This is a genomic window from Parabacteroides sp. 20_3 (assembly GCF_964238835.1).
Taxonomy (GTDB): Bacteria; Bacteroidota; Bacteroidia; order Bacteroidales; family Tannerellaceae; genus Parabacteroides; species Parabacteroides distasonis.
On record NZ_CAXSNO010000006.1, the window covers coordinates 110,671 to 135,578 of the forward strand.

Annotated in this window: 15 protein-coding genes; 11 read left to right on the forward strand and 4 right to left on the reverse strand. The window is 49.1% G+C overall.

What is annotated here, in order from left to right:
* Window positions 1–159 precede the first annotated feature (159 nt).
* The 10 genes from gltB to ACESPU_RS13545 all read left to right on the forward strand — a co-directional run bounded on the left by gltB (window position 160) and on the right by ACESPU_RS13545 (window position 17,334).
* On the forward strand, window positions 160–4,677 hold the full coding sequence (gene gltB, locus ACESPU_RS13500; RefSeq protein WP_122144317.1) for a glutamate synthase large subunit: 4,518 nt from the start codon (window positions 160–162) through the stop codon (window positions 4,675–4,677).
* 25 nt (window positions 4,678–4,702) lie between these two features.
* A complete protein-coding gene (locus ACESPU_RS13505) occupies window positions 4,703–6,121 on the forward strand; it encodes a glutamate synthase subunit beta (RefSeq protein ID WP_122144316.1) in 1,419 nt (472 codons plus the stop codon).
* Between the two features lie 26 nt (window positions 6,122–6,147).
* Window positions 6,148–7,812: an asparagine synthase B gene (gene asnB / locus ACESPU_RS13510; RefSeq protein ID WP_122144315.1), complete on the forward strand. Its 1,665-nt coding sequence runs from the start codon at window positions 6,148–6,150 to the stop codon at window positions 7,810–7,812.
* A gap of 122 nt (window positions 7,813–7,934) precedes the next feature.
* Window positions 7,935–9,620 (forward strand): DUF6383 domain-containing protein, encoded by a 1,686-nt coding sequence (locus ACESPU_RS13515; RefSeq protein ID WP_373133427.1) that lies wholly within the window; start codon window positions 7,935–7,937, stop codon window positions 9,618–9,620.
* A 754-nt stretch (window positions 9,621–10,374) separates the two neighbouring features.
* On the forward strand, window positions 10,375–11,184 hold the full coding sequence (gene dapF, locus ACESPU_RS13520; protein ID WP_217772495.1) for a diaminopimelate epimerase: 810 nt from the start codon (window positions 10,375–10,377) through the stop codon (window positions 11,182–11,184).
* Between the two features lie 56 nt (window positions 11,185–11,240).
* On the forward strand, window positions 11,241–12,470 hold the full coding sequence (locus tag ACESPU_RS13525; RefSeq protein WP_005861937.1) for an LL-diaminopimelate aminotransferase: 1,230 nt from the start codon (window positions 11,241–11,243) through the stop codon (window positions 12,468–12,470).
* Window positions 12,471–12,506: 36 nt separating this feature from the next.
* Window positions 12,507–14,693 carry a glutamine synthetase III gene (locus ACESPU_RS13530; protein ID WP_122144313.1) on the forward strand — a complete coding sequence of 729 codons (2,187 nt, stop codon included), beginning with the start codon at window positions 12,507–12,509 and terminating at the stop codon, window positions 14,691–14,693.
* A gap of 206 nt (window positions 14,694–14,899) precedes the next feature.
* Entirely contained in the window at window positions 14,900–15,097 is a 198-nt protein-coding gene (locus tag ACESPU_RS13535; protein ID WP_227154411.1) for a hypothetical protein, read from the forward strand.
* On the forward strand, window positions 15,076–15,399 hold the full coding sequence (locus ACESPU_RS13540) for a type II toxin-antitoxin system RelE/ParE family toxin (RefSeq protein ID WP_122144312.1): 324 nt from the start codon (window positions 15,076–15,078) through the stop codon (window positions 15,397–15,399). Before ACESPU_RS13535 ends, ACESPU_RS13540 begins: the two co-directional genes overlap by 22 nt.
* A 12-nt stretch (window positions 15,400–15,411) precedes the next feature.
* Window positions 15,412–17,334, forward strand: coding sequence for an NAD(+) synthase (locus tag ACESPU_RS13545; RefSeq protein WP_121961669.1), 1,923 nt, complete (start codon window positions 15,412–15,414; stop codon window positions 17,332–17,334).
* Between the two features lie 145 nt (window positions 17,335–17,479).
* Here ACESPU_RS13545 and ACESPU_RS13550 read toward each other — a convergent pair whose 3' ends face one another.
* From ACESPU_RS13550 to ACESPU_RS13565, 4 genes are all read right to left on the reverse strand, one after another.
* Window positions 17,480–21,109 carry an ATP-binding protein gene (locus tag ACESPU_RS13550; protein WP_121961668.1) on the reverse strand — a complete coding sequence of 1,210 codons (3,630 nt, stop codon included), beginning with the start codon at window positions 21,107–21,109 and terminating at the stop codon, window positions 17,480–17,482.
* Entirely contained in the window at window positions 21,093–21,662 is a 570-nt protein-coding gene (locus ACESPU_RS13555) for a hypothetical protein (protein WP_005866029.1), read from the reverse strand. Before ACESPU_RS13555 ends, ACESPU_RS13550 begins: the two co-directional genes overlap by 17 nt.
* A gap of 85 nt (window positions 21,663–21,747) precedes the next feature.
* Window positions 21,748–22,935 carry a hypothetical protein gene (locus ACESPU_RS13560; RefSeq protein WP_008780837.1) on the reverse strand — a complete coding sequence of 396 codons (1,188 nt, stop codon included), beginning with the start codon at window positions 22,933–22,935 and terminating at the stop codon, window positions 21,748–21,750.
* 154 nt (window positions 22,936–23,089) lie between these two features.
* Entirely contained in the window at window positions 23,090–24,103 is a 1,014-nt protein-coding gene (locus tag ACESPU_RS13565) for a Gfo/Idh/MocA family protein (protein ID WP_005861919.1), read from the reverse strand.
* Between the two features lie 166 nt (window positions 24,104–24,269).
* Between ACESPU_RS13565 and ACESPU_RS13570 the strand changes: the two genes are divergently transcribed.
* On the forward strand, window positions 24,270–24,857 hold the full coding sequence (locus tag ACESPU_RS13570; RefSeq protein ID WP_005861917.1) for a DUF4251 domain-containing protein: 588 nt from the start codon (window positions 24,270–24,272) through the stop codon (window positions 24,855–24,857).
* Window positions 24,858–24,908 lie beyond the last annotated feature (51 nt).

Genomic DNA, 24,908 nt, shown 5'->3' on the forward strand with positions numbered 1-24,908 from the left:
AAACCCAGTGAATACTTACAAATAGAAACATTAGATAAGATATTCTTATCTTTTCTCCGTTCTTTCGCTCCTACAAGCAATTACATTATGCCATTAATACCTATATTTGCGAAATAAATTGACGCAATAATCATTTATACGCAAACATAAGGTCAACAAATGAAAACAAACAGAAATCATTTTAATAGCAGACAAGGATTATACGACCCGTCTTATGAACATGACGCTTGTGGAGTAGGAATGTTAGTAAATATCCACGGCGAGAAATCGCACGACATCATCGAATCAGCCCTTAAGGTACTAGAGAACATGAGGCACCGAGGCGCCGAGGGAGCCGATAACAAAACGGGTGACGGAGCGGGAATCTTATTACAGATCCCGCATGAGTTCATCCTCCTGCAAGGAATTCCGGTTCCCGAAAAAGGCAAATATGGCACCGGACTAATCTTCCTCCCCAAAGACGAGGAACAGCAAGCAAGCATCCTCAGTATCCTCATCGAGGAGATCGAGAAAGAGGGATTAACCTTGATGCACTTACGCAAAGTTCCCGTTCATACGGAAATCTTGGGAAAGGACGCACAAGCGACCGAACCAGATATCAAGCAGATATTCATCATCGGCTGCAACGATCAGCAAGAGCTGGAACTAAAGCTATACCTCATACGTAAGCGGGTCGAGAAAAAGGTATCGGCTACCGACCTTCCGGCCAAGGATGATTTCTATATAGCGTCTCTTTCCACCAAAAACATCGTTTACAAAGGCATGCTGGAATCCATGCAGCTACGCCATTACTTTCCGGACCTGACGCAACCTTATTTCACTAGCGGACTGGCCTTGGTACACTCACGTTTCAGCACCAACACCTTCCCCACTTGGAGTCTGGCGCAACCTTTCCGCCTACTGGCACATAACGGGGAAATCAACACGATACGAGGCAACCGGGGATGGATGGAGGCCCGGGAGAGCGTACTCTCCTCCCCCAGAATCCCGGATATCAACGATATACGCCCGATCATCCAGCCGGGCATGAGTGACAGTGCCTCACTGGATAACGTATTGGAATTCTTCGTGGCCTCCGGGATGAGCCTGCCGCATGCCATGGCGATGCTGGTACCGGAGAGTTTCAACGAGAAGAACCCGATCTCCGAAGATCTAAAGGCTTTCTACGAATATCACTCCATCTTGATGGAACCGTGGGACGGGCCTGCCGCCCTGCTCTTTAGCGACGGACGCTACGCCGGAGGCATGCTAGACCGTAACGGTCTCCGCCCCGCCCGTTACCTGATCACGAAACATGACATGATGGTCGTGGCCTCCGAAGTCGGCGTCATGGATTTCGAGCCTAACGAGATCAAGGAAAAAGGCCGTCTGCAACCCGGAAAGATCTTACTCATCGATACCGAGAAAGGCGAGATTTATTACGATAGCGAGCTGAAGGAACAACTGGCGAACGCCCAGCCCTACCGTACTTGGCTGGAGAAAAACCGGGTGGAATTAGACGAATTGAAATCCGGCCGTAAGATTCCTCATAAGGTAGAGAAATACGACAAGCTACTGCGTACGTTCGGATACAGCCGTGAGGATATCGAACGTATCATCATACCGATGTGCACGGGAGGGGCGGAACCGGTCGGCTCCATGGGCAACGATACGCCACTGGCCGTATTATCCGCCCGTCCGCAAATCCTCTATAATTATTTCCGCCAACAATTCGCCCAAGTAACCAACCCGCCGATCGACCCGATCCGCGAGGAACTCGTCATGAGCCTGACCGAGTATATCGGGGCCGTGGGAAGCAATATCTTAGTTCCAACCGAGAGCCACTGTAAAATGGTTCGGCTGAACCATCCGATCTTGACCAATACACAACTGGATCTCCTGTGTAACATCCGGTATAAGGGCTTTAAAAGTGTTAAGCTCCCCACTTTGTTTGACGCAGAGAAAGGATGCGCAGGACTGAAAGCTGCCTTGGACGAATTATGTAAGCAAGCGGAGCAATCCGTCACCGATGGCGTTAACTACATCATTTTAAGCGACAGAAACGTAGATGAGAAAAAAGCGGTGATCCCCTCCCTGTTAGCGGTAAGCGCCGTGCATCACCATCTGATCTCCGTGCAGAAAAGGGTGCAAACAGCGCTGGTAGTGGAAACCGGCGAGATGCGTGAGGTAATGCACGCCGCCCTCTTACTAGGCTACGGAGCCAGTGCCATCAACCCCTATATGGCTTTCGCTATCTTGGATGATCTAGTAGACATGCAAGAGATACAATTGAATTACGAGACTGCCGAGAAGAATTACGTAAAAGCCATTTGCAAGGGTTTATTCAAGGTTATGAGCAAGATGGGGATCAGCACGATCCGCAGTTACCGGGGAGCGAAGCTTTTCGAGGCGATCGGCCTAAGCCGGGATCTGGCAGATACTTACTTCGGGGGAACCACCAGCAACATCGGTGGTATCCGCTTGGAAGAGATAGCGGCAGACGCGATCGCCATGCACAATGACGCATTCTCCCACCCCACGGATTCTTTATTGGAACATAAAGGCATTTATTCCTTCCGCAAGGATGGCGAGAAACACGCTTGGAACCCGGATACCATTTCCATGCTTCAACTGGCTACCCGCTTGGGGAGCTACAAGAAATTCAAGGAATATTCCCATGTGGTTGATGAGAAGGAAAGCCCCATATTCTTGCGTGACTTCCTGACCTTCAAACAACGCACCCCGATCCCCTTGGAGCAGGTAGAGCCGGAAGAAGCGATCATGCGTCGCTTTGTCACGGGAGCGATGAGCTTCGGTTCTATCAGCCGGGAAGCGCACGAGACGATAGCTATAGCCATGAACAAGATACACGGACGCAGTAACACGGGCGAGGGTGGTGAGGACTCGGCCCGTTTCATCTCCCGTAAGGACGGGTTATCGCTCCGCTCCGCCATCAAGCAAGTAGCCTCCGGACGCTTCGGCGTGACCACGGAATATCTGGTAAACGCCGACGAGATCCAGATCAAGGTCGCCCAAGGAGCGAAACCGGGCGAAGGAGGACAGCTTCCCGGCTATAAGGTGAACGATATCATAGCGAGAACCCGTCACTCGATCCCGGGTATCTCTCTGATCTCTCCCCCACCTCACCACGATATTTACTCGATCGAGGACTTGGCGCAATTGATCTTCGATCTGAAGAACGTAAACCCTCAAGCCGAGATCAGTGTGAAACTCGTATCCGAGAGTGGCGTGGGAACCATCGCCGCCGGCGTAGCCAAGGCAAAAGCGGACCGGATCGTGATCTCTGGGGCAGAAGGAGGAACGGGAGCTTCCCCGATAAGCTCTATCAGTTACGCCGGAATCCCACCCGAGCTAGGACTATCCGAGACTCAACAGACGCTCGTGATGAACGGCCTCCGGGGACAAGTCCGCTTGCAAACAGACGGACAATTGAAAACCGGACGGGATATCGTATTGATGGCGATGCTGGGTGCCGAGGAGTTTGGATTCGCCACCTCCGCCTTGATCGTCTTAGGCTGTGTGATGATGCGTAAATGCCATATGAACACGTGTCCGGTAGGTGTCGCTACCCAAGATGAGGAATTACGTAAACGCTTTCATGGCCGACACGAATATTTGGTGAATTTCTTCACCTTCCTCGCCCGTGAAGTTCGGGAATATCTGGCAGAGCTAGGCTATACGAAACTAGACGATATCATTGGCCGTACGGACTTACTCATGCGTAAACCTTCCGATCATATCGAGAAACATGATCTATTGGATCTCAGCCGCTTGATCCATCTACCGGAACAAGCCGCCACGCAGGCCATCCATCATGTCACCCGTCAACTCCACGCGATCGACAACGTGAAAGATGTGGATATAATCCGTCACGCGAAGGCCGCCATCGAATCCGGACAGGAAGTATCGTTGGATTATGCGATAGCCAACACCGATCGTTCCGTAGGAGCCATGCTTTCCGGCGAGATCGCCAAGCGGTACGGGAACATCGGGTTACCGGAGAACACCCTGCATATCAAGTTCAAGGGGGCGGCAGGCCAGAGCTTCGGAGCCTTTCTGGCTCACGGCGTACATTTCCGGTTGGAAGGCGAGGCGAACGACTATCTCGGAAAAGGATTGAGTGGCGGACACATCAGTTTAATGCCTCCGGTACGCTCCACCTTTATAGCGGAAGACAATACGATAGCCGGTAATACCTTATTATATGGAGCTACCAGCGGTGAGGTTTATATCAACGGCCGGGTCGGAGAGCGTTTCTGCGTGCGAAACTCCGGGGCGATCGCTGTCGTGGAAGGTGTAGGCGACCATTGTTGCGAGTACATGACCGGAGGCCGGGTTGTCGTCTTAGGCAATACAGGCCGGAACTTCGCCGCCGGAATGAGTGGTGGTGTCGCTTACGTGTGGAACAAGAATGGTGATTTCGATTACTATTGTAACATGGAAATGGTAGAGCTTTCCTTGATCGAGGATAGCACCTCACGGAAGGAACTTCATGAATTGATCCGCAAGCATTATCATCATACCGGCAGCCATCTGGCCGGATTGATGCTCGATAACTGGAACAAGTACGTGGATGAGTTCATCCAGATCGTCCCGATCGAATACAAGAAAGTACTCCAAGAGGAACAGATGCGCAAACTCCAACGCAAGATCGCGGAGATGCAGAAAGACTACTAAATATTTACACAAAAACAAGAGAACTATGGGAAACCCAAGAGCATTTCTAACGATACATAGACAAGAGGCGGGCTATCGTCCCGTCCACGAACGTATAGATGATTTCAGCGAGGTAGAACAGACCTTGAACAGCGGCGACCGCCGTACGCAGGCCTCCCGCTGCATGGATTGTGGCGTACCCTTCTGCCACTGGGCCTGCCCGCTGGGTAACAAGCAACCCGAATGGCAAGATTTGTTATACAAAGGCCGTTACAAAGAGGCCTATCACGTATTAGAGCAGACCGACGATTTCCCGGAGTTCACGGGACGTGTCTGCCCCGCCCTCTGCGAGAAAAGCTGCGTACTGAAACTTAGCTGCGACGAACCTGTCACGATCCGTGAGAACGAGGCGGCTATCGTGGAAGCCGCTTTCCGGGAAGGATACGTACAGCCTATCCAACCGGTACGCAACGGGAAAAAGGTAGCCGTGATCGGTAGCGGTCCCGCCGGATTGACCGTAGCGAACCAATTGAATCGGAAAGGATATAAAGTCACCGTATTCGAGAAAGATGAGTTACCGGGCGGCTTGCTACGCTTCGGCATCCCCAATTTCAAGCTAGGCAAGCACATTATCGATCGCCGTATCCGTATCATGGAGCAAGAAGGGATTCTTTTCCGTGTAAACACGATGGTCGGCAAAGATATATTAGCGAAAGATGTAGTGAAAGATTTCGACGCTGTTTGCGTAGCGATCGGCGCCGAGGTTCCCCGGGATCTATCTATCGAGGGACGTCATTTAAGAGGCGTACATTTCGCCTTGGAGTTATTAAGCCAGCAGAACCGGATCTTAGAAGGCATCCCGCCCAAAAGCCAGATCAATTGCAAAGGCAAGAAAGTCTTAGTGATTGGCGGAGGTGATACGGGTAGCGATTGCGTAGGGACAGCGAACCGTCATGGGGCGGCCTGTGTCACCCAGATCGAGATCATGCCCCAGCCACCCGTCGGACAGAATCCGGCGACACCTTGGCCCATGTATCCCCAAGTACTGAAAACCAGCAGCAGCCATGAGGAAGGTTGTATCCGCCGGTGGAACCTAGCCTCTAACCGTTTTATCGGAGAGAAAAACAACCTGATAGGGGTTGAGGTAGAAGAAGTCGAATGGGTTCCCTCCCCAGACGGAGGCCGTCCGCAGATGAGGCTGACCGGCAAGAAAGAGATCATCGAGGCCGATCTGGTTTTCCTCGCCATGGGCTTCCTGCATCCGGAGCAAGAAGGATTGATCAAAGAACTACGATTGGCTACCGACAACCGCGATAACATCGCCGTAGACAACGCCGGATATACCGCCAACAGCAACCTATTTGCCTGCGGAGACGCTGTCAGCGGAGCGAGCCTAGTCGTAAAAGCGATGGCCTCCGGCCGTAATGTCGCCCGATCCATCGACCGTTTCTTACAAACCAACTAATTTTCAACTTTCAATTTTTAATGATCATGTGTGGTATAACAGCGATATTCAATATACACGACGGAGCGCAAGCCCTGCGTAAACAAGCGTTATTAATGAGTAAACGAATCCGTCACCGCGGACCGGATTGGAGTGGTATCTACCAAGGCAAAACCGCTATCTTAGCCCATGAACGCCTTTCCATCGTAGACCCTGCCTCCGGAGGGCAGCCTTTGGTCAGCCCCGACGGGAAACTCATCCTCTGCGTCAACGGAGAGATCTACAACCATCAGGAATTACGAGAACGGTTAAAAGGCGATTACGAGTTCCAAACCGGCTCCGATTGCGAGGTGATCCTCGCCTTATACAAGAAGAAAGGGATTGATTTCATCGAGGATCTCAACGGTATTTTCGCCTTCGCTCTCTATGACGAGGAGAAAGAGGTTTACTTGATCGCCCGTGACCCGATCGGCGTGATCCCGCTCTACATCGGATACGATGACGAGGGACACTTGATGGTATCTTCTGAGTTAAAAGGGCTTGAAGGCTTCGCCACTCATTACGAACCATTCCTCCCCGGTCATTATTTCTATAGCGAAGACCGGAAACTCACGAGATGGTACACCCGTGACTGGATGGATTACGCCAACGTGAAAGATAATCCTACCGACGTACAACAACTTCACGATGCGCTGGAAGCCGCCGTCAAACGCCAACTGATGAGCGATGTCCCTTATGGCGTCCTTCTATCCGGAGGTCTGGATTCCTCCATCACCTCCGCTATCGCCAAGAAATACGCAGCGAAACGCATCGAGACCAATGGGAAAGCGGACGCATGGTGGCCTCAACTCCATTCGTTCGCCATCGGATTGAAAGATGCCCCGGATTTGATCGCCGCCCGTAAAGTAGCGGATGCGATCGGTACGGTTCATCATGAGATCCATTATACGATACAAGAAGGATTGGACGCTTTACGAGATGTCATTTATCATATCGAGACCTATGATGTCACTACCGTCCGAGCCTCTACCCCCATGTATTTATTGGCCCGTGTGATCCGGAGCATGGGTATCAAGATGGTACTAAGCGGCGAGGGTGCGGACGAGGTATTCGGGGGATATTTATATTTCCATAAGGCCCCGGACGCACAGGCTTTCCATGAAGAGACCCTGCGTAAATTAAGCAAACTGTATTTATATGATTGCTTACGTGCGAACAAAAGCCTTTGCGCATGGGGCGTAGAAGGACGAGTGCCGTTCTTGGATAAAGAGTTTCTTGATGTGGCCATGCGTCTGAATCCGGCGGCAAAGATGTGCCCGGGTACGACCATCGAGAAGAAGATACTTCGAGAAGCATTTTCCGACAGCTTGCCCAAGGAGATCGCTTGGCGTCAAAAAGAGCAATTCTCGGATGGGGTAGGCTATGGCTGGATCGATACATTAAAGAAAATAACCTCCGAGTCGGTCACTGATGAAGAGATGGCGAATGCCGCCAAACGATTCCCGATCAATCCGCCCCAAAACAAGGAAGAGTATTATTACCGCTCCATCTTTGAAGAGCATTTCCCCAGCGAAAGCGCGGCGAGAAGCGTACCTTCCATTCCTAGCGTAGCGTGTTCTACCGCAGAGGCTTTAGCTTGGGACTCGGCTTTCAAAAACATGAACGAGCCAAGCGGCAGGGCCATAAAAGGCGTACATGAATCCGCTTATTGACGAATATTTCTTTTCTTTAGTAGCAAAATGCACCAACTTTTATGAATAATAAACGCTGGTGCATTTAATTTTTATAATAACTTTGCCAGCTAGAGTCATAAAACACTTTAAAACAAATTTATATGAAGAAAATCTTTACATGCATTAGTTTGGCAGCCGCTACATTCATGGCTACCACCCCAGTGATGGCACAACAACAAAAACTTACGGATAAGGAAAAAGCTGCAGTTATAGAAGCTATTGTGCCCGCTATGTTTGAACAGGTAAAACAAGTAAGCGGAATCGATATCATAGAATTGGCAAAGCCCAACATTGAGAATGTATTAAGTTCTCCTGTTTTTGGGACAGCCAGCACATTACGAGCAGAGACGCTTATCGCAAATCCTATTACAGTTCAACCAGATAGTATGAAAGTAAATCTGAGTGAAATAAGTAAAGATATTCCCGCTATGTTCAGTCAGATCACATTAAAAATGTCTAATTATTACACAGCAAATCTTTCATCAACTAATGGATTACCAATAGAACTCAACTTACCTAAAACTATTTCAACAACAATTCTCGGCTCCACTGTTTCTTTAAACTTTGAACTAGGAAAGCAAACAGGACTTTTACCATTTGATTCATTCACAGCTAAGTTAGATTTAGGCGGATTGTCCGAGTTAGCCGGAGTAATGGGAATTAAAGGTGGAGAGTTATTCTCTTTAAAAGAAAAAGCGACTAATGCTGGTATGTTCGATTACAACGTAACGATAGGCGAATCCTTACGTAGTGTGATCGCTCTTTTGGAAAAAGACGAAGAGGAAAAAACTACCATACCAAACTTCCTTATCAAAACCAATATGACCCAACAGGCCAAAGGTTTAGTTGAGGCATCATTATATGCTGTACCTACAACTAGCTCTACTGTACAAGTACCGATGGGTGATGCCCAAGTTTATCTGAATCTTAAAGCGGCCGCTACTGGTAAAATGTCTCCCGATTCAATTCTCTTGACATCCTACAAGAATGGACAAAAAGAAGGTTATCGTAAGCTAGCTACTAAGATGGAGCAAAAAGGCCAGAATTTTGTGATTACCTCACAAGATTCCACAAAAACTTTAAATGCGACAGAATGGAAATGGTCTGCAACTGAAACGATAACAATGACTAATCGTACGAATGCAACCGAAGCAAAAGCAATCGTAGCCGAAACTATTACTCGTGCTATCGCAGAGTTAGCTGCAACAGGAACGACTAATCCATACAGCATGGTTGTAACAAAGACTTCCGACATGAATGGGGATGGTCAAGTAGCAGCCGCAGAAACGATCACTCTATTAAAAGCTGACGTAACTACAGCCATGGGAGGATCAGTGACAGCTCCCGCTATGAATGTTGCGGTTAAGATACAAACTCCTAATGATACAGACGGACAATTGACCGAAGGCATGGATATCGCTATCAATCTTCCGTTAAAGGGTGACAAGGTAGTAGCTGATTTCACACCAGTTGGATACGATAAAGCTGTCGCTACAATGTACGTAAAATCTGACGCTATGGGTATCATCACCGATAACGAGACTATCAGTGACGAGGTTCAAGAGGTTACGGTATCTACAAACGCTAGCGGTCTTTATGTAAAGAATGGTAAGGGTAATTATGTAATCGTTAATATGGTAGGTAAAGTTGTTTCTACGGGTATCATCACTAGCGATGAGCAATACATCAGCACTCCGAATATGCCGAACGGCATTTATATGATCTCAATCGATCAGTCTAAGCTCTTGAGATCTGCTCATAAGACAACTGTTAAGTTCGTAAAATAAATTATCTAGATAATTAGTTAATCTGATAAAAGGAGCTATCCGGAAACAAAACCGAGTAGCTCCTTTCTTTTTGTCAATTTGTAAACCAAACTCCCGGAGAGTTGATTTTTCTGGCCTGATGTACTTATCGTCCCTAAATATGAGAAAAAATATTAGCAAATGATTGTTTAGTAATATATTAACCAAATACGACCTTTTGTTCTAGAGAAATAATTCATGCTAGTTCACATTTATACGGGTCAAAACATGTTTTTTATACGGATAAAAGAGGCATTCCATACGGTTGTATCGCCCGACGCGACTATATGTATCGCCTTACGCGACCTATTGCGTTGGCTAACGCCACTACTTGCGTCGCCCAACGCGACCTTTCGTGTGACAAAACATGACCTTTTACGTAGAAATCAGTGGTTAAATACGTATTTTCACCCATTATCTATCCCTAGTTGAGGCTTCTTGAAAAAGAGGCTCGTCAGACAAACAGACTTATTTTAAGCAAATAGATAGATATATAGTTTTTTTACTTACAGTTACAGCAACCCATATTCACAAAGCATATATTACGATATAAAACCAAAACACACACTTCTAATTATCATTTATAACTAAATGCATATATTATAACTTCAATCTATTACAAACCTCATATTTATAAAACATTCGAGCCTCTCACCTGTTATATACTTATCAAAACGTTATATATTTGCATTACAATAAAACAAAAAGAAATAATATAAAGAATAATATCATCAAAATGACAAAATCAATCAGATTCACAAAGATGCACGGTGCCGGAAATGATTACATCTATGTAAACACGATGGTCTATCCGATAGACAACCCCGAGGAATTATCTATCGCATGGAGCAAGCCGCACACAGGCATAGGATCTGATGGTTTGGTCTTGATAGGTTCTTCAGACATCGCCGATTTCAGCATGCATATCTATAATGCGGACGGCTCCGAGGCGATGATGTGCGGAAACGCATCCAGATGTATTGGCAAATATGTCTATGAGGCCGGCCTAACGCAAAAGAACAAGGTCACCTTAGAGACCTTATCAGGTATCAAAGAGCTACAATTGAAAATAGAGCGTGAAGAGGTCACCGAAGTCACGGTAGATATGGGAATGCCTGCCGTAGGCGAGATCGCCTTGGAGGTTGAGGCTGGAGGAGAAATTTACACCGGCACCGTCATCTCCATGGGAAATCCTCATTTGGTTATCTTCGTGGACGAGATGGACAAGGTCGATCTGGCAAGCGTAGGCCCGTTACTGGAATGCCTCCCGCTTTTTCCGGACCGGACAAACGTGGAGTTCGTGCAGGTGCTAAAGCCGGACGAGGTACGGATGAGGGTGTGGGAACGAGGTTCCGGCATCACCCAAGCCTGCGGAACCGGAGCTTGCGCCACCGCCGTGGCCGGGGTCGTACGTGGGAAGACAAAGCGAAAGACGAAGGTCATCATGGATGGGGGCCCTTTAACCATCGAGTGGGACGAGCGAAGCGGTAAGGTCTTTATGACCGGCGGAGCGGTCAACGTATTCGAGGGATTCATCAAAGTCTGACACGGGGAACGAGACAAAACAACGAAAACAACAACATAAAAACAAAAGAACTGAGTATGGCACTAATTAATGAACATTTCCTGAAACTACAGAACAATTACCTTTTCTCCGACATCGCGAAAAAGGTAAACAGCTTCAAGGTTACCCATCCCAAGGATAAGATCATTCGAATGGGTATTGGTGACGTTACGCAACCACTTGCCCCCGCCGTTATCGAGGCGATGCATAAAGCCGTGGAAGAAATGGCGAGCAAGGATACATTCCACGGATATGGCCCCGAGCAGGGATATCCTTTCCTAATCGACGCTATCATCAAGAACGATTATGCCAGCCGGGGAGTCTTTATCGAACCGAGCGAGGTATTCATCAGCGACGGAGCGAAAAGCGATTGTGGAAATATAGGTGACATGCTCCGCCACGACAATAGTATCGGGGTGACAGACCCCGTATATCCGGCCTACATCGACTCGAACGTAATGAGCGGACGCACCGGGGTATTGGAAAACGGGAAATGGAGCGATGTAGTATACATCCCTTGCACGGAGGAAAACAACTTCGTACCGGATCTGCCCAGTCGCAGGGTGGACATCCTTTACCTCTGCTATCCCAATAACCCGACCGGAACGACCTTGACTAAGGACGAATTGAAGAAATGGGTAAACTATGCCCTCGCCAACGACGTGCTTATCATGTACGACTCCGCTTACGAGGCTTATATACAGGACCCGAATATCCCCCACTCTATCTACGAGATCAAAGGAGCGAAGAAGGTAGCCATCGAATTTCGGAGCTTCTCTAAAACCGCCGGATTCACGGGGATACGTTGCGGATACACGGTCGTTCCGAAGGAGCTGAACGCCTTCACGCTGGACGGGCAACGGGTACAGTTGAATAAATTATGGAACCGTCGCCAATGCACGAAATTCAACGGAACCAGCTACATAACCCAACGGGGTGCGGAGGCGGTTTATTCCACCGCCGGGAAACAGCAAGTGACAGCTACTATCAATTATTATATGACCAATGCGAAGATCATGAAAGAGGGCCTGCAAAACTGCGGTCTCACGGTGTACGGAGGCGATAACGCCCCATACCTCTGGCTAAAGACCCCGGACGGCCTCTCCTCATGGAAATTCTTTGACAAACTGCTTTATGAAGTCAAGATAGTCGGAACCCCCGGAGTGGGATTCGGGCCGAGCGGGGAAGGTTATCTACGCCTCACCGCTTTCGGCGACAGGGATGACACCCTAGAGGCCATGGCTAGGCTGAGGAAGTGGCTAAGATAAGTCATTTACTATAAACAACAATAATCATCAGGTATTATGTCAAAGTTAAGATTTAGAGTCGTAGAATCGGCGTTCGAGAAAAAAGCGACCGAGCTAACCACTCCCGCCGAGAGACCTTCCAAGTATTACGGCGAGCTGGTATTCAACCGTGAGAAGATGTTCAAATATCTTCCAGAGAAAGCGTACGAGAGACTGGTGGACTCCATCGACAACGGTAGCCCATTAGACCGTGAGACAGCGAACGCCGTGGCCTCCGGCATGAAGAAATGGGCGATGGAAAAAGGCGCTACCCACTACACCCACTGGTTCCATCCCTTGACGGAAGGTACAGCCGAGAAGCACGATGCTTTCATCGAGCATGATGGCAAAGGCGGCGTACTTGAGGAATTCGAGGGCAAACTACTGATCCAGCAAGAGCCGGATGCCTCCAGTTTCCCGAACGGCGGTATCCGCAATACGTTCGAGGCTCGTGGCTACTCGGCTTGGGATCCTTCCTCCCCTGCTTTTATCGTAGGCGACACCCTCTGCATCCCGACGATCTTCATCGCTTACACGGGCGAATCCCTCGACTACAAAGCCCCCCTACTGAAAGCCTTGGAAGCCGTAAACAAAGCGGCAGTCGATGTCTGTCACTATTTCAACCCGGACGTGAAGAAAGTATACGCCTACCTCGGCTGGGAACAGGAATACTTCCTAGTAGACGAGGGCCTGTACGCCGCACGTCCCGATCTGTTGATGACCGGCCGAACCTTGATGGGACATGAAAGCTCCAAGAACCAGCAGTTGGAGGATCATTACTTCGGCGCCATCCCCACCCGTGTCATGGAATTCATGAAAGACCTCGAGGTAGAGGCATTGAGGCTCGGCATTCCCGTAAAGACCCGCCATAACGAGGTCGCCCCGAACCAATTCGAGCTGGCTCCCATCTTCGAGGAATGCAACCTCGCCAATGACCATAACTTACTGATCATGGCCCTAATGCGCAAGATCTCCCGCAAACATGGGTTCCGTGTCCTGTTGCACGAGAAACCGTTCAAAGGCGTGAACGGTTCCGGCAAGCACAATAACTGGTCGCTGGGAACCGATACCGGAATCCTTTTGATGGGACCGGGTAAGACGCCAGAAGACAACCTGCGCTTCGTGACCTTCGTGGTCAACGTACTGAAAGCCGTGTACACCCATAACGCATTGCTGAAGGCCAGCATCTCCAGTGCGACCAACGCCCATCGTCTGGGAGCGAACGAGGCTCCCCCAGCGATCATCTCCAGCTTCTTAGGGACACAGTTATCCAAGGTATTGGAACATCTGGAGAACAGCGACACGGAAGATTTCAACCTAGCGGGAAAGCAAGGCATGAAACTCGATATCGCCCGTATCCCCGAGTTATTGATCGATAACACGGATCGTAACCGTACCTCCCCTTTCGCCTTCACCGGTAATCGTTTCGAGTTCCGTGCCGTAGGTTCCTCCGCGAACTGCGCCGCCGCCATGCTGGTATTGAACGCCGCCGTAGCGGATCAGTTGAGGCAGTTCAAGGCCGAGGTAGACGCTAAGATAGCCACCGGAAAGGATAAGTTCGCCGCTATCATCGAGGTAATCCGCAAGGATATCAAGGAATGCAAGGCGATCCATTTCGACGGCAATGGCTACAGCGAGGAATGGAAGGCCGAGGCCGCACGCCGGGGCTTGGATTGCGAGACCAGCGTGCCTTTGATCTTCGACGCTTATTTGAAAGATAGCAGCGTCCGCATGTTCGAGTCCACGGGAGTCATGACCCGTAAGGAGCTGGAGGCTCGCAACGAGGTCAAATGGGAGATGTACACGAAGAAGATCCAGATCGAGGCCCGTGTATTAGGCGACCTGACAATGAACCATATCATCCCGATGGCCACCAAATACCAGTCTTCCTTGATAGACAACGTATATAAGATGCGTGAATTATTCCCCGCCGATAAAGCCGCCCATCTATCCTCCAAGAACATGGAGATCATCGAGGATATAGCGAACCGCACGATCTTCATCAAGGAAAAAGTGGACGAGATGGTCAACGCCCGCAAGATAGCCAACAAGATAGAGAGTGAGCGGGAGAAGGCGATCGCTTACCACGATCGGATCGTCCCGATGATGGAAGCCATCCGTTACCATATCGACAAGTTGGAACTGGTTGTCGACGACCAGATATGGACCTTGCCGAAATACCGTGAGCTTTTATTCATCAGATAGTCTTATTCAGACAGTAGTTTTTTGTTGATTGTTTTGTGTTAATAAGGAGAGGATGCTGCGAAGTATACCTCTCCTTCTTTTTTATCCCATACAAAATACATACCTTTGGGGCATAAATATATAGGAGGGAAATTGATATGACGACAATAGAGTTACAACAATGGAGAGAAAGCTTTATCGAGAGGTATCTCAATAAAATAGACGATATGGAAACGGTCCTAAAGATCGAGAAATATATGAAACGAATTATGTCCAAGGCGAATGCAGCATCTCCCATTTCATTCAGTTTGAAAGAAGCCAATAGGGAAATAGATATAGCCGAACAGGAGCTAGAAGAAGGTAAAGGCATCAATGAGGATGATATGCACCAATTCTTTGAGACATGGAGAAACAAGCTAAAGTAATTTGGGCACCCCGTGCGAAAAGACAAGCTGATTTAGCCATAGCCTACTGTTTAAAGCATTTTGGAAAACAAGCTGCTCTCAACTTTATCGATAAGTTGGAGAAGAATTGTATCCGGATAAAGAACAATCCTCTTATTGGTACTATAGAAGAGACTTTCGCCGATAGAGACAAGGAATATCGCTCCTTGATCGAGGGACATCATAAACTTATATATACCCAAGAAGGAAAACGTTCCATACGTATCGTATTGTTGTGGGACTGTCGTCAAAACTCCGATAAATTAAGAACATCTATCAGATAAACAATAACAAATATGAATTACGGATTCGTCAAAGTAGCGGCAGCCGTACCACAGGTTAAAGTGGCTGACTGCTTTTATAATATTCAACAGATTGAGGGATTGATGCGCCAAGCGTCCCAAAAAGAGGTCCAGATCATCGCCTTCCCCGAATTATCGGTTACGTCTTATACTTGCATGGATTTGTTCTCGCAAGAGACCTTACTCAGAAACGCCGAGAAAGCCTTGCTGGATTTAGTGAACAACACCGCCGATCTGGATTTACTAACGATCGTAGGTTGCCCGCTTGTCAGCGGGAGCCAACTGATAAACGCCGCCGTCGCTTTCCAACGGGGCGAGATATTGGGGGTAGTGCCCAAAAGTTACCTGCCCAGCTACAAGGAGTTCCAAGAAGAGCGTTGGTTCACGGCCTCTTCACACCTACAGCAATCCATGATCACGATCGGTAACCGGGAAGTGCCGCTGGATTGCTACCTGATCTTCGAGTATGATGAGGTACGTGTGGGTATCGAGATCTGCGAGGATCTTTGGGTTCCCATCCCTCCCAGCTCCGAGCTAGCCATGCAGGGGGCGAACTTGATATTCAATCTATCCGCCAGCAACGAGTTGATCGGTAAGCATGCTTACTTACGATCCTTGATCTGCCAGCAATCCGCACGTTGTATCGCCGGATACGTCTACGCTTCCGCCGGTTTCGGGGAATCCAGTACCGACCTCGTATTCGCGGGAAACGGTATCATAGCGGAGAACGGCACGTTGTTAAGGGAATCCGAGCGTTTCTCCATGGAGGAGCAACTCGTTATCAGCGAGATCGATATCCAGAACTTACAGAACGACCGACGGATCAACACCAGTTTCATGCAGGGTTATCTCAACCATAACATGGATAACGGCACCGTAGTCTCATTCAGCCTTCCCAACCGGACACTGGATTTGACCCGGGCAATCGACCCGCATCCCTTTACCCCTTCCGGCGATGCCTTGAAAGAACGTTGCGAGGAAATATTCCATATACAGGTAGCGGGACTCGCCAAGCGTGTCCTCCATGCCCACGCCCAAACCGCCGTCGTAGGCATCTCTGGGGGACTGGATTCCACCTTGGCCCTACTGGTCACCGTCATGACCTTCGATGCCTTGAAGATCCCACGGGATAAGATCATCGGCATCACCATGCCCGGCTTCGGAACGACGGATCGTACCTATACCAATGCCTGCGACTTGATACGCTCCCTTGGCGTGACCCTCCGGGAGATCTCCATCAAGGAGGCTTGCATCCAACACTTCAAGGATATCAATCACGACATCCATGTACATGACGTGACGTACGAGAACAGCCAAGCCCGCGAGCGTACCCAACTTCTTATGGACGTAGCAAACCAAGAGAACGGCCTTGTGATCGGTACGGGAGACCTCTCGGAGCTTGCCTTGGGCTGGGCTACTTACAATGGCGACCATATGTCTATGTACGGCGTCAACGGTAGCATTCCCAAGACATTGGTTAAATATCTGGTGGAATGGGTGGCCAATAACAAGGTAGACGAGGCTTCCCGCGCCACGTTATTAGATATAGTAGACACTCCGATCAGCCCGGAATTGATTCCCGCCGACGAGCATGGGAATATCAAGCAGAAGACAGAGGATTTGGTAGGCCCGTACGAGCTGCACGATTTCTTCCTCTATCACTTCTTACGCTTCGGAGCCTCACCCGCGAAGATTTATTTCTTGGCGAAGCGGGCATTCGGGGAAAACTACGACGATGCCACCCTCAAGAAATGGCTCCATACCTTCTTCCGCCGCTTCTTCCAGCAACAGTTCAAGCGCAGTTGCCTGCCGGACGGCCCGAAAGTGGGCTCCATCAGCCTCTCCCCCCGCGGAGACTGGCGAATGCCGAGCGACGCGATGGCTACGCTTTGGCTGGATGAGATCGCAGGGCTTTAACATTTTTTCAATGGTATAGTCATAGACGAGGCTCTCTTATGGGCCATAGACGAGACACCTACCCCCATAAGAGAGCCTAATCTATGACCTATGAGAGAGCCTCGTCTCTCACCCGTATTAACCGAGGCCCTAACATAGATCGTAACTAATCGAACTGCGTAATCACCCTGCGAATCCGGGTGAAGCTATCCGTATCCTTCTCCAGTTTATAGATGTGCTTATAGGACAGGGCATCCTGCTCGGTCGGCGAACCATTGATCAAGAGAATATCCCGGTCGTTGGCAAATTTCAAGATCCCCGCCACGTTATTCGGGTGCAGCTTCCCGATCTCATCCATCATGCAATGGAGCCTGAAATCGGAGAATACCGTGGAGGCGTTCCGCTTGAACACGTTCAGCAACATGATATTCACCATGGATTTGACCAAGATATCCGTACCCTCGGAGCCTACGTTCGTAAGACGTTCTACGAAGCCCGTATCATTCCGGTTCTCGATCACCCGGAATTTAAGGTCGAAGAAGTCCGCCAAGCGGATCAAGTTGCCGGAATAAGCGTCCATCGACTTGATCAACTCACGTAGCAACGTCGTCGCCTTCTCCCGGGTAGCCGTATCGTCGGCTGAGGAAGCGAAGAGGTTCTGCCCCAAATCCCAGCTATATTCCTCGTTGAATCGCTTGATCTCCTTCAACAGATTGACGATCTTGTTCTGGCTCGGATCAATACGCATCTCGATACACTGGATAATCCCCACGAAGTTCTTCTCCTTGAAATCGGCGTTGATCTGATCCACCACGCCACGGATATTGCCTTCCTGAGAGACCATGCTTTTCGTGTCCGCCGTAATCTGCCGGAAGATATCGGAGTTGCGGGTATTGATACGCGATTGGTATTCCGAGACCTTATCCTCGTCGATAAACTCCTTCAAGTCGCAAGCGAAATCCATATACTCTTTATCATCCGAGAAGCTCGTCTTGAAGGCGAACACATTATCCTCGGAGAAATTGCCGGTGTAGGCGGTTATCTCCTTGCGCAGCTCGGAAAGCTTCTGGGATTGCTCGCTGACGCGGATCGTGATCTCCCGTACCAAGGAACGGCAATCGCCATCCGTATCGGTACGGTTCATGGAAGAGAAGATGGATTCCCTAGAGGTAAACCAGTCCAACAGGGTAGAGCGGTGATATTCCTCCCGGTTCTCCAACGCTTTCCGGTTGGACTCCTTCAGCTCCTTCAACTCGGCATCTACCTTGAAGATACTCCGGTTCACGTCCGCCAGACGCTTTTTCAATTCCTCCCGTTCCCCGTGGATGATCTGCTGCAAACGTAGGCTCTCCGTCGTCCAGTCGGGTACCTTATCCAGCATCTCTCGTTTATCTTTCAGATACTCGATAATCAATGCCTTGGTCTCGTTGATATATTTAATCTCCCCACCGATATACGCCAAGCGGGAATGGATCTCCTCCAAACGTTTCGGATCGCCACCGCTAGCGGTCAGGCTATCCAATTGCTCCCTGTCATATCCGGATTTGCGCTCTTCCAGCTCCGCTTTCTTGCGTGCGATCTCCTCCGAGATAGCTTCCCTTGCGACGGAGAGTTCCTTATCCAAAGCAGCCAGCTCGTCTTTCTCTTGCTCATCCAAGGAAGCGAGTTCCCGGTCCATCTTGCCTTGAAGCGTGGCGATCTCCTGCTGGATCGAGGAAAGGACGGCCTCGGCAGCGTTCAACTCCTCCTCCAAGCGCCGGATCTCCTCCTGCCTCAGACGGGTCGCCTGATCCCGCAAGGCCGACAGACGAGACTCGTCTTCCTTCTTGCGGACCGCCAGTTGCTCCAACTCATATTCCGCATGATAGATATCCTCCTTGATGGGCTTCACCGAGGATTGATATTGCTTGCGAAGATTCTCCTTAGCCGCCTCCAAATCCTGCCGCGCCGTAGCGATAAACCGCTGGATTCCGGCACGTTTTTCCTCGGCCACCTTCTTCTCCGTCAAGTAATCCTCCTTAGTCTTGACATTCCGGTGAATCCCGGAGGTGAAGCGGATTCCATAAAAGGTATCTCCCTCGCCTACCTCCGCCGTAAACTCTTTCCCGTAAAGCAGGCGCTCGTCACACACTTGCCCGATCGTCTGCTCCCAGCCGGGTTTATTCTCGGACAGCCAATTGAAGAAGCTATCTTTCTGGTTGTCCAAGAACTCCGCCAGTTCCGCTAGCTTAGCGCTTAGGGCCTCGATCTTAACCTCGTTGGATTCCGCTAGCTTTTGATAATCCTCATCCAAATGCTTCTCGGCGGTCTCGAACTCTTTCGTCTGGTAGTTCAACTCGTACTTCAGCTCACGGATCTTCAACTCCAAGTCCTTCCGGTTCGCGTCGTAATTGCCGAGACGTCCCTTGACCTCCTCCAATTCCTCCGAGGTTCCCGACTGCCCCCGGGCGGTCTTGATACGCATCTTCAAGGCGGCGACCTCCGTCGTACGTTTCTCCCGATCCACCAACAAACGCTCTTTCTCCTCCGAGGCGGCATGGCGCAATTCCTCCCGTAGCCGTCGATAATACTCCCGGCGAGCCTCCCGACGAGCATTGATCTCGGTCTCTACCGCCAGTAATTGTTTCTGTTTCTCGTTCTCGAAGCCGGCCAACTCGTTCTTCAGATTAGCGATCAAATTGGCGTGCAAGACCGAGGCTTCCTTATTCTTGGAAGAAAGTAAGTCTTTCTCCACGACTAAGGATTCCTGTTCCTGCTGTAAGATCTCCAGTTTGTTACAACGATCCATCGCCGTCTGGATATCTTTCCCGGCATAGAGAACCCGTTTCGCTTCCGCCTCCGACAAGGCGTTTTTCAGCACGGCCAACTCGCCTTCCATCGTGGCTGTCCGATTCTTCGATTCAGCGTCTAGTTTATCCCTTTGCTTATAGAAATCCGATTTGACCGCTTCCTGCTCATGTATCTTCCGGGACAACTCCGGCAAGATACGCTCCGTTTGCAGATAAGCCCCACGCAATTGGCGGCACAGATCGTTGATCCGTAAATCCCGCTTACGGATATCGTCCGACAAGGTGGAGATCCCGGCGGCCTTCCGCATCATGCCCGGCTCACGAAAAACACCGATATCATTCAGTTGCGCCTCAAAACCGGATAGATGGCTCCGGTAACGGCTCAAGTCGATCACGCTATCCGCCTCGTTCAAGGAGGTGATGATCGTCTGCTTGATATAATCCGCCTCCAAGCGTGAATTCAGCAAGACGTTCTGGATCGTACGGATGATATTCTGATACGAGCCGCTCTCCATCAAGGAATAACAGGAGTAATCCCGTTTATTATCCGAGTTTCCGTAGAGGATATTCCGGTATTCCTCATACGTGGAGATCGCCCCGCTATACTTGATACCGTTCTTATCGAGCACCGAGCGGATACGGTCCGACGGATAAGGCGCTCCCTCCTCATCGATAAAAAGATCCGGCCGGTACGGAGAGGCGATAAAGCGGTAGCAGATACGGTTCATCGTCTTATAGCTAAGTACCGTAAACCAACCATCCTCCCTCGCTACCTCGTAGATGATCGAGGAATCGGCATAAGGGAAATAATAATCCTGATACGACTTCTTCTCGACCGGGATTCCGAGCCGCTGCGTATCGGCGTTGTAAAAGAAAAGGATCGCACGGAGGATCGTACTCTTCCCCACTCCCTGCGTTCCGATTAAATGTATATTTCCGTCCAGCTGCACTTCCGAGTAACGGATAGCGGCGCTGTTTATAAATACTATTTTATTGAGATATCTCATCTTCGTTCTTTATGTTAATACTATGGATCATCTTCGTGAGGTAGTCCCACGAGGAGAGCACTTTCCACGTCCCGTTCATATCGCTTACGCACTCGATAAAGCCCTCTTTCGTCATCCTGTCCAAGATGGTATCGAGGATATCCTTGCGTTTCTCCTTGCCTCCGGTATGTTTTTTCAACCCGTCCAGCTTCATCTCTAGATCCATGTCGATACGGGAACGTACCAATATCTCCGCCGGCGAGAAGGTGAAACCGGGCCCGAAGGCCGTATCATACGTACAGAAGAAGTCCATGATATCGATCCAAGCGAAGAAACGCTGAAGCTTTTGTTCCAAGGTAGCCCGGGGCTCCTTGCGGGAGAAGTAGAAGTAATTATTCCCCTGCTCCAACACGAAATTGATATGCGAGAAATAATCACGTAAACGCTCAAAATTATCTTCTACGACCGAGAAGAGTGTCCTCAACTCCTTTACACTTGTATTCGAGCACAGAAAATTACCTTTCGACAGGTAATCATAGATCTGTGCGGTCTGTACCGGTAAATTATCTATCATCCTTATTATTGTTGTTTTATTTTATCCAGTTGTAGAGACGGGGCGTGCCCCGTCTCATCACAGGGGACACGCCCCGTCTCTACAACTAGGTTCTTTGAATAATGGCATATTCTATATGCTCCGTATGCCCAAAACGGTCTGTTATCTCCAACTCATTTTCATAGAGGGAGAGTAAACGGCAAAATAACGTAACCTTCGCCTCGAAATCCATCTCCCGGTTATACTCGTAGCCCATCACGAAAGAGAACAAATCCCCTCCGGTCCGGCTAAAAACATCCATCATCTTCCGGGTATTGATAGCGGCCTCCCCCACTTCTTGATTCTCCATCTGCTCGGCGGAGATCACGCCTAGCTCCTGCCGATGGATCACCTTGTCCGGCCGTATGCCGTCGGCCACCTTCAAGATAACATCCAGCGCCTCGTCCGTTTGCAAATAAGGAATGGAAATCTTGAATAAGGTAGGCTGCACGCCCTCCAATACCACGGAACGCTCCGCATCTACCACCTCCCGTACATTCGTGTTCTCCTGTAACTCAAACTGCTCCCGCAGATATTTGATACGACGCAGCTTACGGGTAAAACCCACCTGCGTACGGATCTGGTTCAAGTAATCAATGATATCCTGTTGGGAATGGATCAAGCTATGGCCAGCGCTCAATAACTCCGTCTTCAACTCACGGGCGATCGTCAACAGCTCCTCGTCCGGGACTTGGGCGAAAAAGGGAGTCCGTTCCCGATCCAGCAGCTTCTCCACTTCCACGATCAGGCGGTTGATCTCGATTCGTTTAGCGTCCAGATTCTCCAGTTTGGCGATCTTCACCTTATAGCTCGGCTCGTTCTTGAACGTATTATCGATCACCCGTTGCAAGGACACCACGTTACGTACCAAGATCTTCCCGATCTTCCGCAAATGCGCCTTGACCGATCGCAGATAACCCAGCTTACGCAAATCGTTATCCTCCTTGCCATAATAATCGATCAATTGATACACCAACTGGATATTCTCATCGATCACCGAGGTAGAAATCTCCTCATTCGCCTCCAGAAGCAGCTCATAGAAAGAGAGATAATGCTCATCCATCTCGATATAAGGGCCGTTCCTGCGGATCACCTCACGCTCGATCAGGATATTCAATTTATTCTCATCGATAATATCCAACGCATAATCATAGCGAAACGGTAATGATTTTCTTTTCTCAAATAAGACCTCCAATAGGTCCTTTCCCAGATTTAGCGTGTTCGTTATATGGGGTATTGAATTATATATGTACATCCTAAACAATTAAGGACACAAAGGTAATAAAAATACAAGTAACCCTTTTTTCTCCGTGATGAAAAAGGATTTCCATCGTAGTGAAAAAGCTTTTTCATCACGGTGGAAAAAGTTTTTCACCCCGATGGAAAAAGAGGAAAATCACGAAGAGTTATCAATCCGCCGGATACACAATTCCCAACTGCCGGCGTACTTCATCGATAATCTCCAATGTAATCAAAGAATTATCAAGGCTATTGATTTCTGACTCCCGCTTGCCAGACAAGACGAGGTTGATAAATTCCGCTACCTCATAATAGTACTCATCCTTATCGGCGACCACGCTTAGGTCTTCCGGAACCGGTTCCGGGCCTTTTCCCATCGCCGGAGCTAAACGGGGAGAATACGTCACTTTACGGATGATATTGATCCGGTCCAAGGTCAAGTTCCCCTCCTCCCCTTGTATCTCGGTAGGCAAGGCGGAGTTGGCGATCTTAGAATAAAGCACCGTGGCGTTCATCCCCTCATACAAGAAATTCACGGCCCCTTGCCCGTCCGCTCCTGAGGACAGGACTATGCCCGAGGCGTCTATCTTCTTTGGGCGACCAAACAAGACAACCATCGGATAGACCGTATAAATACCGATATCCATCATGGCCCCATTAGACAACTCCGGCTTGAAAGCGTTCAACACGATTCCTTCCTTGAACTTATCATAACGGGAGGAATACTGGCAATAGCAGGCGAAATAACGACGAACCGTACCTACACGCCCAAGATTCTCTCGCACGGCAAGAAAGTTCGGCGTAAGCGTAGGCTTCATCGCCTCCATCAACGTGACATTATATGTACGGGAAGCCTCGATCATCGCACGTACTTCTTTCGCGTTGGAAGCGAAGGGTTTCTCGCAAAGAACATGCTTGCCATAGCTCATGCAAAGAATACTCTGGGAGGCATGAAGGAAGTTCGGGGAGGCAATATACACAGCGTCGATCAACGGGCTTTTCGCCATCTCCTCCAAGGAGGTAAACGTATACGGTATATTATGTTTCGAGGCGAAAGCATCCGCCGTCTCCTGAGTTCTCGAATATACAGCTACCAGTTCAAAACGCTCATCCTGCCGGGCTCCGGCAATTACCCAATCACTTATGAAATTGGTTCCGACTACACCAAAACGTACTTTATCCATATTCTATCGTATTATGTTCTTTATTTACAAATGTACGATTTCTGTTTAACATAAATACTCCGTGGAAATGTTATTGTATCTATAAAAAGGATAAGTCACAGGAACTTTTTCGCGACGACGCTGTTTAATCTATACAATTTAAAACCGTTTTAAAACTAAATCAAGTATGAAAAGAATTGTATCTTTTATCGTCGTTCTCGCTGTCGCTATGTGCGGAATGACACAAGTAATGGCTCAAAAATCGATAACAAAGGAAGCCAAAAAAGTAGAGAGAGAAATCAAGAAACAAGAGCGTCTGGCACAAGATGCCGTAGAAGGCCAAGAAGAGTTTAACGCCGCTGTACAAGCTATCAACAACCAATCATTCGTATTGGAGGCTAACAACATACAACCGATGAACGGACAGGTATTCTACGTAAATTCAAATACGAACTTCGTATCTTTGAATGACGGACAGGCTATGGTCCAGATCGCGTCCAACTCTCCGTATCCCGGTCCTAACGGATTAGGTGGTATCACCGTACAAGGTAGCGCCTCCAATATCCAGACCAAGCAGGATGACAAGGGCAATGTTTATCTGAACATGAACGTACAGGGTGTGTTTATCTCCGCTACCGTTAGCTTGATGCTTACCAACGGAACAAACAACGCAACCGTTACCGTAGACCCGAACTTCTCCGGTAGAAACTTGAGAATGACCGGTACCCTACTTCCGTACTCACAATCGAACATTTTCCAGGGAACAACATATTAATCATGTCCAACTTTTCTATAATAAGGAAGGCGGTGCTCCGTGAGGAACATC